A 15,980-nucleotide genomic window follows, 5' to 3' on the forward strand; every position below is an offset into this window, starting at 1 on the left:
CGTAGCAGAGTGTACCCGTTGACACCTTCATTTACGCGTGTAATCATTCGCCATCATTTACACATGTAATCAATCATGACTATCCAGATCAGTGAAGCCGAGGCGCAGGTGATGCAAGTGCTGTGGGAGCGCCATCCGCAAACAGCGGAAGAAGTCTGCGAAGCGCTGTCCGGCCAGGGCTGGCAGGACGCCACCATCAAGACCCTGCTGAACCGCCTGCTGAACAAGGGCGCCGTCAGCGCGCAGAAGGATGGCCGGCGCTACCTGTATGCGCCGGCGCTGGAGCGCGAGGACTGGCTGGCCACCGAGAGCCAGGGCTTCCTCGACCGCATGTTCAATGGCCGCCTGGCGCCGCTGGTGGCGCATTTCAGCCAGCACAAGGCCTTGAGCAAGGCCGATATCGCGGAACTGAAAAAGCTGGTCAAGGAGCTCGAAGATGGCAAGTGAAGCGCTGCTGCGCCTTTTGCTGGCCAGCGGCGCCGCGTGCACGCTGGTACTGCTGCTGCGCCAGGCAATGCGCCGCCTGTACGGAGCCGGTGCGGCCTACCTGTTGTGGGCTGCCGTGCCGGCCAGTGTGCTGGCAGCGCTGGCGCCGCGTACCAGCGGCACCCTGGCCGTGATGCCGCTGCCTGCGCCTGTCGCGGCAGCCGCTACGCAGGTCACTCAAGCCGCCGCCAGCGCGGTGCATAGCGGCTGGGACTCGCTGCTGTTCGCTGCCTGGCTGGCGGGAGCAATCGCGATGGCCGGCTGGCTGGCCTGGCGCCAGTGGTCGTTCCAGCGCAGGCTGCAGGCCAGCGCGTGGCAAGGGGGCCCGCTGCTGCTGGGCGTTTGGCGCGCCCGCCTGGTGCTGCCGGACAGCTTCCGGCGCGATTACGACCGCGCAGAGCGCCGCCTGGTGCTGTCCCATGAGCGCATCCACGCCGAACGCGGCGACCTGCTCGCCAACGCGGCCTGCGCCCTGCTGCAATGCCTGGCCTGGTGCAATCCCCTGATCCATATTGCTGCAGCACGCTTCCGGCTTGACCAGGAGCTGTCCTGCGACGAAGCAGTCCTGCGCCGGCACGGGCAGGCGGGCACCTACGCCAAAGCCATGCTGAAAACCCAGCTCGCGGCGCAGGCGCTTCCCCTGGCTTGCCAATGGCAGGCCGTCCACCCACTGAAGGAGAGAATCATGCAATTGAAATCGTCCGTATCCCCCGCCCGCCGCCTGGGCGGCAAGCTGCTGGCAACTATGCTCGCGGCGAGCTGCGGCCTGGCCACCCTGGCGGCCCACGCTGAACCTGCGGCACCCAGGCATTACAACGTCTTTCTTGAGATGGACGGCAGCAGCCCGCAGCTGCTGGTGAAGGAAGGTGAAAAGAGCGGCGTGGCCATCGGCGAAGGCGCCGACCAGTGGCGCACGAACTTTGTCGTAGTGCCAGCGGGTAGCGCGATCCAGGTCAAGGCCAATGTCAGCCACGGCGGCAAGGACCTGAGCAACTTCACGCTGGAAGTGGCGGACAATGGCATCGGCAAATTCAAGGTATCCGATGCGGGCAAGGATTTCATCGTCAAGATGCGCGTGAGCGAAGTACATTAAAGAGCAAGATCCGGGGTGTGGCGGGAACCGGCTGCTGGTCCAATACGGTTTTCCCTGTTGGAGTTCCGCCATGCTGACGCTTTACGATTACCTGCCTTCCCAAAACGCTTACAAAGTCCGCTTGCTGCTGTCGCATCTCGGCCTGCCTTACCGCACCAAGATAATCAGCATCTTTGAAGGAGCCGGCCAGGATCCGTCCTACCTTGCGCTCAATCCCAGCGGCGCAGTACCGGCTTTGCGCCTCGATGATGGCCGCGTGCTGGCGGAGTCGAATGCCATCCTTACCTATCTCGCTTCCGGCACGCCGTATTTGCCTGGCGACGCGTTTGGCGCGGCCAAAGTGCAGCAGTGGATGTCGTTTGAGCAGGACTATGTGATGAACATCGCTTCGCTGCGGCATTGGACCCTGACGGGCAAGCTGGCGCGCCGGCCGGCGGCGCTGGTCGAGATGCGGCGCGCGGGCGGCTTGCGCGCGCTGCAGATCCTGGAACGGGAGCTGGCGGCGCGGCCATTTATCGCTGGCGATGCCTACACCATTGCCGATATTTCGCTGTTTGCCTATACGCATCGCGCAGACGAGGCGGGCTTGCCCTTGCGCGAGTTCCCTCACGTTAGCGCCTGGATCGAGCGCGTGCGGGCGCAGCCGGGCTTCCTCGATGAGCATCATCCGTATTCCATCGATCCATATTCCTCCGGGGAACTGCCTTGAGCAGCAGTCGGGAAGGGGGTTCGCTCCGGGGGCCTCACACAAACCCTCTGAAAGTTGCTCTGAAATCCTCTGAAACGCTCTGAAATGCTCTGAAACGCTTAGTCGTCAGGGAGAACATCGGTGCGCCGCTCCATCTTGCCATGCCGGCGCGTCGATGCCTTCTCAATCAGGACCAATGCATTGCGCAGGCTGTGTGCCATGACCGCTGGCGAAGCAGTGGTATCGTGTGCCCGGAACTCCGGCAATGGTGCTGGATACGGCCCGCGCAGAATTTCATTCCGAATAAACCTTGCGTTCTTCCAGTAGCGCTGGCCTGGCAGCCGCAACCACAAGACTTCCCACGCATTGCGTGCGGTACCGGCAACTTCGGCCACAAATTGATTTGGCGTCGTTAGCTGTCCCTGATAGACAAGGGAGTCGCCAACAACCTCGGCGAATGCATTAGTGCCGCGATAGCTCATCTTGAGCTCCGTGCTTTCTGGCAGGAACAAGCGCTTCCACTGATAGCGTCGCACTTCGGCCTCCGGCATCTGGCCCCGCGCGACGCACAGCCATGAGGCGAGTGCTGCCTCGACGACCTCTGCTGGATCGCGCTCGTCGCCGAATTCCTGCAGGTAACTCGCCAGCTCAAGGAATAGCGCACTCGGAATCTGCACCGACACAAGTTTGCGGCTCATGATGACCTCCTCTGGTTCGCATAAAGATTGGACAAACCAGCGAACTTAAAGTTCAGAGGATTTCAGAGCGTTTCAGAGGATTTCAGAGCAACTTTCAGAGGGTTTCTGTAAGCCCCCTGAAGCAAAACCCCTCGCCCACCGGGTCCTAATCAGCGTCGTGGAAAATGACGCCAAGGGTATGGCGATGGCCGCCTTGCAGGCGGCTGACGCCATGGCGCATGGTGACGCGGTAAATGCCGCGCGTGCCCGCCACCGGCCGATGGAAAACGGGAAAGATCACGCAATCGCCCTGCTGCAAAGGCACGACTTCCACGCGCGACTGCATGCGCGGGCGCTGCTCGGTGAGCACGAATTCGCCGCCCTGGAAATCCCGTCCAGGCTGCGACAACAGGAAAGCCGCCTGCAGGGGGAAGACATGTTCGCCATACAGGTCCTGGTGCAGGCAGTTGTAATCGCCCGCCCCATATTGCAGCAGCAAAGGCGTCGGCCGCGCCTGCCCGGCCGCATGGCAGCGCGCGATAAAATCCGCATGCTGCGGCGGAAAGCGCGCCTCCAGCCCCATGGCCGCATACCAGCGATTGGCGATCGACGCCAGCGGCGGATACATAGCCGAGCGCAATTCCGCGACCAGATCCGGCAAGGGATAGCGAAAATACTGGTATTCGCCCTTGCCGAAACCATGCCGCTGCATGACGACCCGGCTGCGATAGAGTTCCGGCTGGCCATAGCCCGCTGCCAGCCCCGCGCACTGCGCAGGCGACAAAACACCGCGCACCAGCGCACAGCCGAATTCATCGAGGTCGGAAGCAATGCGCGGCCAATCAAACGCCGCGCGCGAGCCGGCCGCCGCAGCCAGCGGCGGCGCGAACAGGTCGCCCATCATGCCGCCGCCTCGGTCGCCGCTTCCGCCTCCCGTTCCAGCAAGGCCGCCTTGCGCTCCACGCCCCAGCGATAGCCCGAGATAGAGCCGTCGTTGCGCACCACCCGGTGGCAAGGAATCGCCACCGCAATCGCATTGGCAGCGCAAGCGCCAGCCACCGCCCGCGCGCCGTTGGGCGCCCCCACCCGCTCCGCCAGTTCCGCATAGCTGACCGTCTGGCCCGCCGGAATCTCGCGCAGGGCTTGCCAGACGCGCTGCTGGAAGGCCGTGCCGCGCACATCGAGGGGCAATTCAAGTCCGATCTGCGGCGCCTCGACGAAGGCGATCACGCGCGCCACCACCTGTTCGTAATCGGTTTCAGCCCCGCGCAACTCGGCCTGCGGGAAGCGGTCCTGCAAGTCATGCGCCAGCGCCTGCGGGTCGTCACCCAGCAGGATGCAGCAAATCCCGCGCTCGGTGCTGGCCACCAGGATCGCCCCCAGCGAGCATTGGGCAATAGCAAAGCGGATCACCGCCCCCAGTCCGCCGGCGCGCCAGGCCGACGGCGTCATACCCAGCGCACCCGGCGTGGCGGCATAAAAGCGTCCGCTGGAATTGAAGCCGGCGGCGTAAATGGCATCGGTCACGCTGGCCTCGTCGGCCAGGCCCTGCTGCATGCGCCGCGCGCGCGCCGCCGCCGCATAAGCTTTCGGCGTCAGCCCGGTTTGCGCCTTGAACACGCGATGGAAGTGGAAGCGGCTCATGCCGCCGGCGGCGGCCAGCGCATCGAGGTCGGGCGCCACTTCGGCAGCATCGATCAGGCGGCACACCTCGGCCACCATGGCCGCATGGCGCTCGGCCAGCGGCGGCTGGTCCGGCTTGCAGCGCTTGCAGGGACGAAAACCGGCCGCCTCGGCCGCTGCGATGGAGGCGTGGAAGGCCACATTCTCGCGCAGGGCCGGCCGCGCGCCGCAGGAAGGGCGGCAGAACACGCCGGTGGTGCGCACGGAATAAAAGAACTGGCCGTCGGCCGCGCTGTCGCGCGCCCGCACGGCGGCCCAGCGTTCATTGTCGGTCAGGTAAGGCTTCATCGGGTTCATTGCAAGCTCCAGTCGCTAGTATGCCACCATGGTAGGCAGGGCGCCGGCCGGGGGCACTCCGCCGCTTGCTATTGAATTCCCGGATGCTACAATCGGCGCACTCATCCGGAGGACGGCTTGGAAGAACACCAACAACACGACACCCCCATCTTTCAACGTATCAAGGACTTCCTGCTGGCGCAGATTGCCGCCGGCGCCTGGAAGGAAGGCGAGGTCATTCCTTCCGAGCAGGCGCTGGTCAAGCAGTTCGGCGTCTCGCGCATGACCGTCAACCGCGCCGTGCGCGAGCTGACCGCGGAGGGCGTGCTGACGCGCCGCCAGGGCGCAGGCACCTATGTCGCGCCGCAGAAAGTCCAGGCCACCCTGCTGGAAATCAAGAGCATTGCCGACGAGGTGCGGGCGCGCGGCCACGCCCACCGCAGCACGCTGCAGCTGCTCGAGCGCGGCAAGGCCGGCGACTTGCTGGGCAAAGCGTTCGATTTGCCGCCCGGCCACGAGCTTTATCATTCCGTCATCGTGCACTTTGAAAACGGGGTACCGATCCAGGTGGAAGACCGCTGGGTCAACCCGCTCTGCGCGCCGGACTATATGGCGCAGGACTTTACCCATACCACGCCCAACGAATACCTGGTGCGGGCGGCGCCGCTGCAGGCCGCCACTTACAGCATAGAAGCCCTGGTGCCGCCGCGCGAGATTGCCGAGATGCTGGCGATGGATGCGCGCCAGCCCTGCCTGGTGCTGCGGCGCCAGACCCAGTCGGCCGGGCGCGTCGCCTCGCTGGCCACCATGTGGCATCCGGGCCATCGCTACCAATTTGGCGGCAGCGTCCCCGCCTGAGCAATGCTATAGTTGACCGCACGCCAGCGCCCCCGCGCTGGCCAGAAAGGGAAGCCTTGTCGCCACTGAGCCAGAAAGCCGCCCCGCCTGTTCCCGCCCGCGCGCAGCGCCGCGCGCGCCGCCTGTGCGCGCTGGTACTGGCCATCGCCGCCCTGCCCATGCTGCCCGGCAGCGCCGCCGCCGAAGCCGTCACCGTCCAGCTCAAATGGCAGCACCAGTTTGCGTTTGCCGGCTATTACGCGGCCCAGGCCAAGGGCTATTACCGCGACGCCGGGCTGGAGGTGACGCTGCGCGAAGCCCAGCCGGGACAGGAGCCGCTGCAAGCCGTGCTCGACGGCAGCGCCCAGTACGGCGTCGGCAATTCCGCGCTGCTGCTGCGCCGTGCGGCCGGCGCCCCGGTGGTGGTGCTGGCCTCGGTGTTCCAGCATTCGCCCCTGCTGCTGGCCGTGCGGCTCGACGAGCAGGGCAAACGCCGGTCCTGGCCCGGCGCGCGCGTCGCGCTCGGCCCCAACACGGAGGAACTGCGGGTCTACCTGCAGCATGAGAAGGTGCCGCTGGCGCAACTGAATATCGTGCCCGCGGCGCGCGACGCGGAAGACATGCAGGCCGGCCGCATCGACGCCATGTCCGGCTACCTCGGTTCCACCCCCTACGCGCTGGAGCGGGCCGGCCTGCGCTACGAGATCCTGGCGCCGCGCAGTGCCGGCATCGACTTTTACGGCGACAACCTGTATACCACCGAGAGCGAACTGCGGGAACACCCGGCGCGCGCGCGCGCCCTGCGCGAAGCCACGCTGAAAGGCTGGCGCTACGCGCTGCAGCATCCCAACGAGATCGTCGACCTGATCCGTGCCCGCTACCCCGAACGCAAGCCGCGCGAAGAGCTGCTGTGGGAAGCGGCCCAGGTGGCGCCGCTGCTGGAGCAGCACCTGATCGAACTGGGCTACAGCAACCCGCTGCGCTGGCAGGGCATTGCCGACAGCTATGCCGCCGCCGGCCTGCTGCCGGCCGACTTCCAGCTGGACGGTTTCCTGTACCACGAAGCCCCCGCCACCCCGACCTGGCACTATGTGCTGGGGGTGGTGCTGGCCCTGCTGGCCGGCGCCGCCCTGTGGCGCCTGCTGCGCGTGTCGCGCGCCCTGCGCGGCGCCGAAGTGCGGGTCGGCGACGCCGAGCGCATTGCCAGCTTCGCGCTGGAAGGCGCCGGCGAAGGCTCCTGGGACTGGCAGCCGCAGCGCCCGGCCCTGCACCTGTCGCCGCGCTACTGCGAAATCCTCGGCTACGCGCCGGGCGAGCTGCGCCCGGCCAACGTCGAACAGTGGCTGCAGCTGGTGCACCCGAACGACCGCGCCCGCATCGCCGACGAGATTGCCGCGCTGGACCAGCCGGAAGTGGGGCGCACCCCGTTCACCCTGGAATTCCGCATGGCCTGCCGCGACGGCAGCTGGAGCTGGGTGCTGGCGCGCGGCATGGTGCTGGCGCGCGACGCCGCCGGCCGCCCCTTGCGCATGTCGGGCACCCTGGGCGATATCTCCGACCGCAGCGCCGCCGAACTGGCGCGCATGGCCGCCATGCTGGACGCCCTGCCCGGCGCCCTGCTGGTGGCCGACCGCGGCGGGCGGGTGCGCCAGGCCAACGACACCGCCGAGGTGGTGTTTGCCGCCGAAACGGGCAAGCTGGCCGGCGCCTCGATGGAACTGCTGATCCCGGACGTGATGCGCGACACCCCGGGCCGCCCGCGCGAACTGTTCGCCCGCCCGCGCATGCCGGGCCGGGTGCTCACCGCGCGCCGCCTGGACGGCGGCCACTTCCCGGCCATGGTGCACCTGGCGCCGATCCAGCTGGCCGGCCAGGGCCTGGTGGTGGTGTCACTGCGCGACATGACCCAGCGCCAGAGGGCCGAAGAAGCGCTGCAAGCCTCGTCCGAACGCTACCGCCTGATCGTGCAGACCGCGGCCGAAGGCATCTGGATGTGCGACGCCGCCGACTGCACCAGCTTCGTCAACCCCACCATGGCGCGCATGCTCGGCTACGAGGTCGAACACATGCTGGGGCGCCCGATGGCCGATTTCATGGACCCCGACTGCCCGGCCCTGCAGGCCCAGCGCCGGCAAGGCGGCGCGCCGGCCATGCCGCCCGAGCCGGCCGAAGGGCGCTTCTACCGCCAGGACGGCTCTTCGCTGTGGGCCCTGCTCTCCACCACCACCGTCAATGCCGACAACGGCAGCTATGCCGGCACCCTGACCATGGTGACCGATATCACGGACCGGCGCCTGGCCGAACTGGCGCTGCGCCACTCCAGCCAGCGCCTGGCGTCCGTCTTCAACGCCGTCACCAACGGCCTGCTGGTATTCGACGCGGCCGGCAATATCGTCGAATGCAATGCCGCCGCCAGCCGCATGCTGGGGCGCGCCGCCGCGCGCGGCGCCGGCCAGTGGGACGGCGTGCACGAAGACGGGCGCCGCTTTTCCGCGCCCGAGCACCCGGTGGCCCAGGCCCTGGCCAGCGGCCAGCCGGTGCGCGACGTGGTGATGGGGGTGCCGGTCGCCGCCGGCGCCAGTGCCGGCGCCGACACCTGCTGGCTGTCGGTCAACGTCGAGCCGCTGCGCGACGAGCACGGCCCGGGCAGCATGCTGGTGGCCAGCCTGACCGACATCACCTACAGGAAGCGCAGCGAAGACGCCTTGCGCCAGGGCGAGCAGCGGCTGCAGGAAATCATCCAGATGATGCCGATCGGCCTGTTCATCAAGGACCAGGACAGCCGCATGCTGCTGATGAACCGCGCCTGCGAGCAGCAGTTCGGCTACACCTTCGACGAATTGAACAACGGCGACTACAACGCCTTCCACGCGCCGGAGGAAGCGGCCGCCTTCCGCGCGCGCGACCTGGAAGCGTTTGCCGGGCGCGCCCTGATCGACTTCGAGGAAACCATCTGGAACCCGGTGCTGGGCCAGTCGCGCCAGCTGCGCACCTTCAAGAAACCGGTGTACGACGCCCACGGCGCGCCGGCCTACCTGATCGGCATGGCGATCGACATCTCCGACAGCAAGGCCAACGAGCGCGCCCTGCGCGAACTCAATGAACACCTGGAAGAACGGGTGGCGCAGCGCACCGCGCAGCTGGAAGAGGCGCGCCAGCAGGCCGAGGAAGCCAGCGCCGCCAAGGGCCAGTTCCTGGCCAAGATGAGCCACGAAATCCGCACCCCGATGAATGGCGTGATCGGCATGGCCTACCTGGCGCTGAAGACCGAGCTGGCACCGCGCCAGCGCGACTACCTGGAAAAGATCCGTTTCGCCGGCGAGCACCTGCTGCGCATCATCGACGACATCCTCGACATCTCGAAGATCGAAGCGGGCAAGCTGGAGATCGAAGACGTCGACTTCTCGCTCGACCATGTGATCCAGACCCTGACCACGGTGGTGGCGCCGAAAGCGGCCAGCCGCGGCCTGCGCCTGACCTTCGACATCGACCCGGCGCTGCCGCCGGTGCTGCGCGGCGACCCGCTGCGCCTGGGCCAGGTCCTGATCAACTACGTCAACAACGCGATCAAGTTTTCCGAACAGGGCAGCATCGACGTCAGCGTGCGCCAGCTGCTGGCCGACGACATCGCCTGCCTGCTGCGCTTTGCAGTGCGCGACCACGGCATCGGCCTGTCCGAGGCCGAGCAGGGCAAATTGTTCCAGGCCTTCCAGCAAGCCGACAGCGCCATCACGCGCGAATACGGCGGCACCGGCCTGGGCCTGGCGATCTGCAAACAGCTGGCGCAGCTGATGGGCGGCGAAGTGGGGGTGCAAAGCGCGCCCGGCGCCGGCTCCACCTTCTGGTTCACCGCCCGCCTCGGCGTCTCGCCGCGCGGCCTGCCGGACGTGATCAACGAGGTCAACGCCGCCGCCGCCGCCCTGCTCGACAGCGCGCGCAGCACGGCCGCCATGCAGGCCCTGAAAGACGCGCGCATCCTGCTGGTCGAAGACAACACCTTCAACCAGCAGATCGCGCTGGAAATGCTGGAGGAAGCCGGCTCCTCGGTGTGCCTGGCCAATAACGGCGCCGAAGCGCTCGACCTGCTGCACCAGGCCGAATTCGACTGCGTGCTGATGGACGTGCAAATGCCGCTGATGGACGGGCTGGAAGCGACGCGCCGCATCCGCGCCGACCCGGCGCTGGCCGCCACCCGCGTGCTGGCCATGACCGCCACCGCCACCAAGGACGACCGCGAGCGCTGCCTGCAGGCCGGCATGGACGATTTCATCGCCAAGCCGATCCAGCCGGCCCTGATGTACCAGAAGATCGCCAGCTGGCTGCCCGAGCGCGAAGCGGGCGCCGCCGCCAACGACGCCGCCCTGCCGCGCGGCGCCGGGCGCGCCGCCTTCCGCCCCACGCTGGCCGGCGACCCGGCCATCATCGACCTGTCGGTGCTGGCCCAGCTGCTGGGCTACCAGCCGCAAAAGATCCGCAAGTTCGCCTTCAAGTTCCTGCAGACCACCGAAGCCGGCCTGGCCGAAATGGAAGCTGCGCTGGCCGCCGGCGAGCTGCAGAAACTGCGCGAGCTGGGCCACCGCATCAAGAGCAGCGCGCGGGCGGTCGGCGCGCTCGGCATGGCCGAGCTGTGCCTGCAGATGGAACAACTGGCACCGGACGCCGATGCGGCAGCCGCGCGCGCCGTGCTCGAGCGCCTGTGGCCGCTGCTGCACGCGGTAAGCGAGCACATCATGACCAATACAACTTTCGCCGACGATGACTGACACCCCCACCACCCCGCTGCGCATCCTGCTGGTCGACGACGACCCCTTCATGCTGAGCATGTTGGCCGACATGCTGGAAGACCTTGGCCAGCTCAATGTCCGCAGCGAAAGCGACGCCCGCCAGGCCCTGCTGGCGTTGCCGCAATACCGGCCCGACCTCCTGGTATGCGACCTCTCGATGCCCGAGATGGACGGCATCGAATTCCTGCGCAAGGCCGCCGACAGCCACTTCGGCGGCGCGGTCGCCCTGCTCTCCGGCATGGACGCCGGCATCCGCCAGGCCGCCGAAACGCTGGCGCGCGCCCACGGCCTCTCCCTGCTTGGCACCCTGGCCAAACCCGCCACCCCATCCGCCCTCGGCGAGCTGCTGACCCAAGCCGCCGCCCGCCGTGCAGGATGAAAGTCGGGGTCAGGTCCGGCAATCGGACATTCGCGTTGCGCGAATGTCCGATTGCCGGACCTGACCCCGACTTTCGCCTTTCAAGCAGCGTACACGGGCCGGGAAAATCGGTTATTATTTGGGCCATTCCCGCCCTGATTCCCGCTTGACTTCCCAGTATTGAATTAGCGCAGTTCGTCGCCAGATGGGCGATAACAGCAAGGGATCTTCCCGGGCGAACGACCAATTAAGGAAAAACATGAGCGACCTGATCAAACACATTACCGATGCATCCTTCGACACCGACGTGCTGAAGTCCGACCGCCCCGTGCTGGTGGACTTCTGGGCCGAATGGTGCGGTCCTTGCAAGAGCATCGCCCCGATCCTGGAAGAAGTGGCCAAGGAATACGACGGCAAGCTGACCATCGCCAAGCTGGACGTGGACAGCAACCAGGCCGTGCCAGGCAAGTTCGGCATCCGTGGCATCCCGACCCTGATCCTGTTCAAAAATGGCGTGCCAGCCGCACAAAAAGTCGGCGCGATGGCAAAAGGTCAACTGACCTCTTTCATCGACAGCAATATTTGATGTAATATAGGCGGTGCTGCGCCCGCAGCCCGCCTGATTGGCGGGGAAAGTGCCCAAAAACCTTTCCCTTAATACTTATAGACCACGTAGTTCCCTCCCCTACCCTTACTTTCCCGTCACGGGACACTCAAACAGCTATGCACCTTTCTGAACTTAAGGCTATGCACGTTTCAGCTCTGCTGGAAATGGCCATCAGCCTCGATATCGATAATGCGGCCCGCCTGCGCAAGCAGGAACTGATGTTCGCGATCCTGAAAAAACGCGCCAAGGCCGGCGAACAGATTTTCGGCGACGGCGCCCTGGAAGTCCTGCCTGACGGCTTTGGCTTCCTGCGCTCGCCAGACGCCTCGTACATGGCGTCGACCGACGATATTTATATTTCCCCGTCGCAGATCCGCCGCTTCAACCTGCACACCGGCGATTCGATCGAGGGCGAGGTGCGTACCCCGAAGGATGGCGAGCGTTATTTCGCCCTGGTGAAGGTGGACAAGGTCAACGGCGAATCGCCGGAAGCGTCCAAGCACCGCATCCTGTTTGAGAACCTGACGCCGCTGCACCCGACCGTACCGCTGCGCCTGGAGCGCGACATGGCCGGCACCGAGAACATCACCGGCCGCATCATCGACCTGGTGGCGCCGATCGGCAAAGGCCAGCGCGGCCTGCTGGTGGCATCGCCGAAGTCCGGCAAGTCCGTGATGCTGCAGCATATCGCGCACGCCATCACCACCAACCACCCGGACGTGACCCTGATCGTGCTGCTGATCGACGAACGTCCAGAGGAAGTGACCGAGATGCAGCGTTCGGTGCGCGGCGAAGTGGTGGCCTCGACCTTCGACGAACCGGCCACGCGCCACGTGCAGGTTGCCGAGATGGTGCTGGAAAAAGCCAAGCGCCTGGTCGAGATGAAAAAAGACGTGGTGATCCTGCTGGACTCGATCACCCGCCTGGCGCGCGCCTACAACACCGTGATCCCGGCCTCGGGCAAGGTGCTGACCGGTGGTGTCGATGCCAACGCGCTGCAGCGTCCGAAGCGCTTCTTCGGCGCCGCGCGTAACGTGGAAGAAGGCGGCTCGCTGACCATCGTCGCTACCGCGCTGATCGAAACCGGTTCGCGCATGGACGATGTGATTTACGAAGAATTCAAGGGTACCGGCAATATGGAGGTGCACCTGGAGCGCCGCCTGGCCGAGAAGCGCGTCTACCCGTCGATCAACCTGAACAAGTCCGGCACCCGCCGCGAAGAACTGCTGATCAAGGCCGACCAGTTGCAGAAGATCTGGATCCTGCGCAAGCTGCTGTACTCGATGGACGAGATCGAAGCGATGGAGTTCATCCTCGACAAGATGCGCGCCACCAAGAACAACGGTGAGTTCTTCGAGATGATGCGCCGCGGCGGCTAAGTCTGCCGAGGGGTCAGGTCTCGACAATCCGATATTTTCGCGCAGCGAAAATGTTGGATTGTTAGACCTGACCCCGAATCCGCGCTATAATCCGCGGTTCATTTAAACCCAGGCAAGTGAGCGGCAATCGGGTCGAGAGGCAGGAATGACCGACGAAGTGCTGTTTGGCTACCAACATTGAGAGAAAAGCATGAAAGCTGATATCCATCCAGATTACCGCGAAGTCCTGTTCCACGACCTGTCGTGCGACTTCAAGTTCATCACCCGCTCGACCATCCAGACCCGCGACACCGCGACCCACGAAGGTAAAGAGTACCCACTGGTGAAGATCGAGGTTTCCTCCGAATCGCACCCGTTCTTCACCGGCCAGCACAAGATCGTCGACACCGCCGGTCGCGTGGAAAAATTCCGCCAGAAGTTCGGCAAAGTCGGTTCCAAGACCGCAGTTGCAAACGGCTGATCCCCGTCGCAGCGAAAAAAAAGGCAGCCGCGGCTGCCTTTTTTCTTTTTACCCGTCATACTCCAGCTTTCCAAAGAATAACCCTGACCGATGAAGCCAGTCCGTCTGCCCGCTGCCGCCACCCGTACCCTGCCCCGCTGGGCGTTTTTTGCCCTGGGCCTGCTGTACATCCTGCCGGGGCTGATTGGGCGCGAGCCGTGGAAAAACGATGATGCGGCCAGCTTCGGGGTGATGTGGACCATGGCGCACGGCAGCTGGCAGGATTGGCTGTGGCCCAACATCGCCGGCCTGTCGGTGACCGGCGAGGGTCCGCTGGCGTTCTGGCTGGGCGCGCTGGCCATCAAGCTGTTCGGCTGGGCCATCGGCGATGTACTGGGTGCGCGCGTGGCCACCCTCGGCGTGTTCCTGCTGGGCGTGATGGCGGTCTGGTACGCCACCTTCAACCTGGGCCGCCGGCCGGAAGCGCAGCCGCTGCGCCTGGCCTTCGGCGGCCAGCCGGAACCGAACGATTTCGGCCGCACCCTGGCCGATGCCGCCGTGCTGATCTACCTGGGCTGCCTGGGCTTGCTGGTCCACAGCCATGAAACCACGGCCGAGCCGCTGCAGGTATCGCTGCTGGCGCTCACGCTGTATCGCAGCGTGCGCTATATGGAGCTGGCGTCGCTGCGCAATGCGGCCCTGGCCGGCCTGGCGCTGGGCCTGCTGACCCTGACGCGCGGCTGGGTGGTCCCGGCCGCCCTGGTGAGCGCCCTGTTTGCCTGTACCCGCTTCCTGTCCATGCCGGCTGCCCGTTCGCTGCGCGACCTGGCCTTTGCCGTGGCGGTAGCCGCCGCCGTGAGCGCGCTGTGGGCGGTGCCGGCCCTGCTGGCGCGCCCTTACGGGCAGGCGCCGCTGGCCGCCTGGATGGCGTGGAACGAAGCCCAGCTGACGGTGGGCGGCTTCGATGGCTTGCGTACTTTCTTCCGCGTCGGCGTCTGGTTCTTCTGGCCGGCCTGGCCGTTTGCCGCCTGGGCCGTGTGGGCCTGGCGCCGCCAGAGCAACCTGCTGCACATCGTGGTGCCGACCACCTTCGTCACCGTGGCCACCATCCTGGTGCTGCTCAACCCGGCGCCCGAGCAGGGCCACCTGCTGATGCTGCTGCCGCCGCTGGCCATCATGGCCGCGTTCGGCCTGCTGACCATGCAGCGCGGCGCCATCAATGCCATCGACTGGTTCAGCGTGATGGTGCTGACCCTGTGCGCGGCCGTGCTGTGGATTTTCTATTACGCCCAGCTGACCGGCTGGCCCGCCAAGCCGGCGCATAATGTGCTCAAGCTGCTGCCGGGCTTCACGCCGCAAGTCAGCTGGCTGTCGCTGCTGGTCGGCCTGTGTGCCACCGCCGGCTGGTTCGTGCTGGTGCACTGGCGCCTGTCGCGCCGCCCGGCCGTGCTGTGGCGCGCCGTGGTGCTGTCGTCCGGCGGCCTGATCCTGATCTGGATCCTGCTGATGACCCTGTTCCTGCCGCACGTGAACTACAGCAAGAGCTACGCCGCGGTGGCGCGCGAAGCGGCCGCGCTGCTGCCGCCCGGCACCGATTGCGTGCAATCGAATGTCACGCCCGCCCAGCGCGCTTCCTTCGCCTACTTTGGCAAGATGCCGTTCAATGGCGTCGAGCAGCGCCGCTGCGACGTCATGTTGTTGCAAGATAGCATCAAATCTCGTGCCCACCAGCAACAACCCGGTGCCGAGTGGGAGCCGCTATGGGAAGGGCGCCGCGCCTCCGACCGCAGCGAGCGTTTCCGCCTGTTCAAGCGGCGCACGGTTCACGCCAACTGATTGTCCGCCGGCCCGCCTCCCTGCTATCCTGTACTGGACGATAGCAAAGAGGTAGGCATGGTATCAGCAGTAGCGTATCTGGCAATGTTGCTGGCTACCAGCGCCGCCGCGCTGGCAGCCCCGCCGCTCATCATCACGTCCGAGCACTCGCCGCCGGCCAGCATGAAGGTGGGCGCGCAGGTGGTCGGCCGCGAAGGCGAAAAGATCCGCGAGATGCTGGCGCGCAGCGGCTATGCCTACAGCATTGACGTGCTGCCCTGGAAACGCGCCTTCACCATGGCGCAGCGCGACCCCTACACCTGCGTCTACTCCACCTCGCGCACCCCGGAACGGGAAAAACAGTTCAAATGGGTCGGCCCGACCGATGAAGCGCAGTGGGTACTGATGGGCCGCGCCGGCCGCACTTACCATGTGCGCAGCCTGGACGATGCGCGCAAGCTGCGCATCGGCACCTATAACGGCGATGCGCGCGACGAATTCCTGCGCGCCCGCGGCTTCGACGTGGACGGTGCGCCGGACAATGCCTCCAACCCGAAAAAGCTGCTGCTTGACCGCATCGACCTGTGGGCGGTCGGCGTGCGCAACAACGACCTCAGCGGGCTGGCCCTGTATGCCGCCCCCGAGCAGCTGGTGCCGGTGCTGACTTTCCACCACGTCAAGGTCTACCTGGCCTGCAATCCGAGCGTGCCGGACGCGATGGTCGAGCGCATGAATGGCGCCCTCGACAGCATGCGCAAGGACGGCACGTTCACAAGGTTGGAAAAGAAATACGAACAGTGGCAAGCCAGCAAATAGATGCCATTTATTCCTGTTGCGCAACTAAAGTTTTTTTGGAGC

Annotated in this window: 14 protein-coding genes; 11 read left to right on the plus strand and 3 right to left on the minus strand. The window is 65.8% G+C overall.

Annotated elements, in window-relative coordinates:
• Window positions 1-75 precede the first annotated feature (75 nt).
• From ASD07_RS18465 to ASD07_RS18475, 3 genes are all read left to right on the plus strand, one after another.
• On the plus strand, window positions 76-447 hold the full coding sequence (locus tag ASD07_RS18465; protein ID WP_156398088.1) for a BlaI/MecI/CopY family transcriptional regulator: 372 nt from the start codon (window positions 76-78) through the stop codon (window positions 445-447).
• The gene (locus ASD07_RS18470; protein ID WP_055933734.1) at window positions 437-1,579 is read left to right on the plus strand and encodes a M56 family metallopeptidase; all 1,143 of its coding nucleotides are present in this window, start codon (window positions 437-439) and stop codon (window positions 1,577-1,579) included. Before ASD07_RS18465 ends, ASD07_RS18470 begins: the two co-directional genes overlap by 11 nt.
• Window positions 1,580-1,649: 70 nt before the next feature.
• Entirely contained in the window at window positions 1,650-2,288 is a 639-nt protein-coding gene (locus ASD07_RS18475) for a glutathione S-transferase family protein (protein WP_055933736.1), read from the plus strand.
• A 98-nt stretch (window positions 2,289-2,386) separates the two neighbouring features.
• Here the strand turns inward: ASD07_RS18475 and ASD07_RS18480 are convergent, their stop codons facing one another.
• The 3 genes from ASD07_RS18480 to ada form a co-directional block, all read right to left on the minus strand.
• A complete protein-coding gene (locus tag ASD07_RS18480) occupies window positions 2,387-2,965 on the minus strand; it encodes a hypothetical protein (protein WP_055933738.1) in 579 nt (192 codons plus the stop codon).
• A 145-nt stretch (window positions 2,966-3,110) separates the two neighbouring features.
• Window positions 3,111-3,848 (minus strand): 2OG-Fe(II) oxygenase, encoded by a 738-nt coding sequence (locus ASD07_RS18485; protein ID WP_082507424.1) that lies wholly within the window; start codon window positions 3,846-3,848, stop codon window positions 3,111-3,113.
• Complete coding sequence (gene ada / locus ASD07_RS18490; RefSeq protein ID WP_055933741.1) at window positions 3,845-4,924, minus strand: bifunctional DNA-binding transcriptional regulator/O6-methylguanine-DNA methyltransferase Ada; 1,080 nt, start codon at window positions 4,922-4,924, stop codon at window positions 3,845-3,847. Before ada ends, ASD07_RS18485 begins: the two co-directional genes overlap by 4 nt.
• 117 nt (window positions 4,925-5,041) lie before the next feature.
• Between ada and hutC the strand changes: the two genes are divergently transcribed.
• The 8 genes from hutC to ASD07_RS18530 all read left to right on the plus strand — a co-directional run bounded on the left by hutC (window position 5,042) and on the right by ASD07_RS18530 (window position 15,938).
• Window positions 5,042-5,761, plus strand: a complete 720-nt coding sequence (hutC, locus tag ASD07_RS18495; protein WP_055933743.1) for a histidine utilization repressor — start codon at window positions 5,042-5,044, stop codon at window positions 5,759-5,761.
• Window positions 5,762-5,817: 56 nt separating this feature from the next.
• Complete coding sequence (locus ASD07_RS18500) at window positions 5,818-10,503, plus strand: PAS domain S-box protein (RefSeq protein WP_055933745.1); 4,686 nt, start codon at window positions 5,818-5,820, stop codon at window positions 10,501-10,503.
• Window positions 10,496-10,903 carry a response regulator gene (locus ASD07_RS18505; RefSeq protein ID WP_082507425.1) on the plus strand — a complete coding sequence of 136 codons (408 nt, stop codon included), beginning with the start codon at window positions 10,496-10,498 and terminating at the stop codon, window positions 10,901-10,903. Before ASD07_RS18500 ends, ASD07_RS18505 begins: the two co-directional genes overlap by 8 nt.
• A gap of 238 nt (window positions 10,904-11,141) precedes the next feature.
• Window positions 11,142-11,468 carry a thioredoxin TrxA gene (gene trxA / locus ASD07_RS18510; RefSeq protein ID WP_055933746.1) on the plus strand — a complete coding sequence of 109 codons (327 nt, stop codon included), beginning with the start codon at window positions 11,142-11,144 and terminating at the stop codon, window positions 11,466-11,468.
• Window positions 11,469-11,605: 137 nt separating this feature from the next.
• On the plus strand, window positions 11,606-12,868 hold the full coding sequence (gene rho, locus ASD07_RS18515) for a transcription termination factor Rho (protein WP_028101995.1): 1,263 nt from the start codon (window positions 11,606-11,608) through the stop codon (window positions 12,866-12,868).
• Between the two features lie 190 nt (window positions 12,869-13,058).
• A complete protein-coding gene (locus tag ASD07_RS18520; RefSeq protein WP_055933749.1) occupies window positions 13,059-13,328 on the plus strand; it encodes a type B 50S ribosomal protein L31 in 270 nt (89 codons plus the stop codon).
• A gap of 90 nt (window positions 13,329-13,418) precedes the next feature.
• On the plus strand, window positions 13,419-15,143 hold the full coding sequence (locus ASD07_RS18525) for a glycosyltransferase family 39 protein (RefSeq protein ID WP_055933750.1): 1,725 nt from the start codon (window positions 13,419-13,421) through the stop codon (window positions 15,141-15,143).
• 57 nt (window positions 15,144-15,200) lie between these two features.
• Window positions 15,201-15,938, plus strand: a complete 738-nt coding sequence (locus ASD07_RS18530; RefSeq protein WP_229207206.1) for an ABC transporter substrate-binding protein — start codon at window positions 15,201-15,203, stop codon at window positions 15,936-15,938.
• The last annotated feature ends 42 nt before the right edge of the window (window positions 15,939-15,980 follow it).

It is taken from the genome of Duganella sp. Root336D2, assembly GCF_001425005.1.
Lineage (GTDB): Bacteria > Pseudomonadota > Gammaproteobacteria > Burkholderiales > Burkholderiaceae_D > Rugamonas.

What these genes read in the sequence shown, in the direction of transcription:
- ASD07_RS18480 (WP_055933738.1), bottom strand. Translation starts at nt 2,965, where the DNA reads ATGAGCCGCAAACTTGTGTCGGTGCAGATTCCGAGTGCGCTATTCCTT.
- ASD07_RS18530 (WP_229207206.1), top strand. Translation starts at nt 15,201, where the DNA reads ATGGTATCAGCAGTAGCGTATCTGGCAATGTTGCTGGCTACCAGCGCC.
- ada (WP_055933741.1), bottom strand. Translation starts at nt 4,924, where the DNA reads ATGAACCCGATGAAGCCTTACCTGACCGACAATGAACGCTGGGCCGCC.
- rho (WP_028101995.1), top strand. Translation starts at nt 11,606, where the DNA reads ATGCACCTTTCTGAACTTAAGGCTATGCACGTTTCAGCTCTGCTGGAA.
- trxA (WP_055933746.1), top strand. Translation starts at nt 11,142, where the DNA reads ATGAGCGACCTGATCAAACACATTACCGATGCATCCTTCGACACCGAC.
- ASD07_RS18470 (WP_055933734.1), top strand. Translation starts at nt 437, where the DNA reads ATGGCAAGTGAAGCGCTGCTGCGCCTTTTGCTGGCCAGCGGCGCCGCG.
- ASD07_RS18525 (WP_055933750.1), top strand. Translation starts at nt 13,419, where the DNA reads ATGAAGCCAGTCCGTCTGCCCGCTGCCGCCACCCGTACCCTGCCCCGC.
- ASD07_RS18520 (WP_055933749.1), top strand. Translation starts at nt 13,059, where the DNA reads ATGAAAGCTGATATCCATCCAGATTACCGCGAAGTCCTGTTCCACGAC.
- ASD07_RS18465 (WP_156398088.1), top strand. Translation starts at nt 76, where the DNA reads ATGACTATCCAGATCAGTGAAGCCGAGGCGCAGGTGATGCAAGTGCTG.
- ASD07_RS18505 (WP_082507425.1), top strand. Translation starts at nt 10,496, where the DNA reads ATGACTGACACCCCCACCACCCCGCTGCGCATCCTGCTGGTCGACGAC.
- ASD07_RS18485 (WP_082507424.1), bottom strand. Translation starts at nt 3,848, where the DNA reads ATGATGGGCGACCTGTTCGCGCCGCCGCTGGCTGCGGCGGCCGGCTCG.
- ASD07_RS18475 (WP_055933736.1), top strand. Translation starts at nt 1,650, where the DNA reads ATGCTGACGCTTTACGATTACCTGCCTTCCCAAAACGCTTACAAAGTC.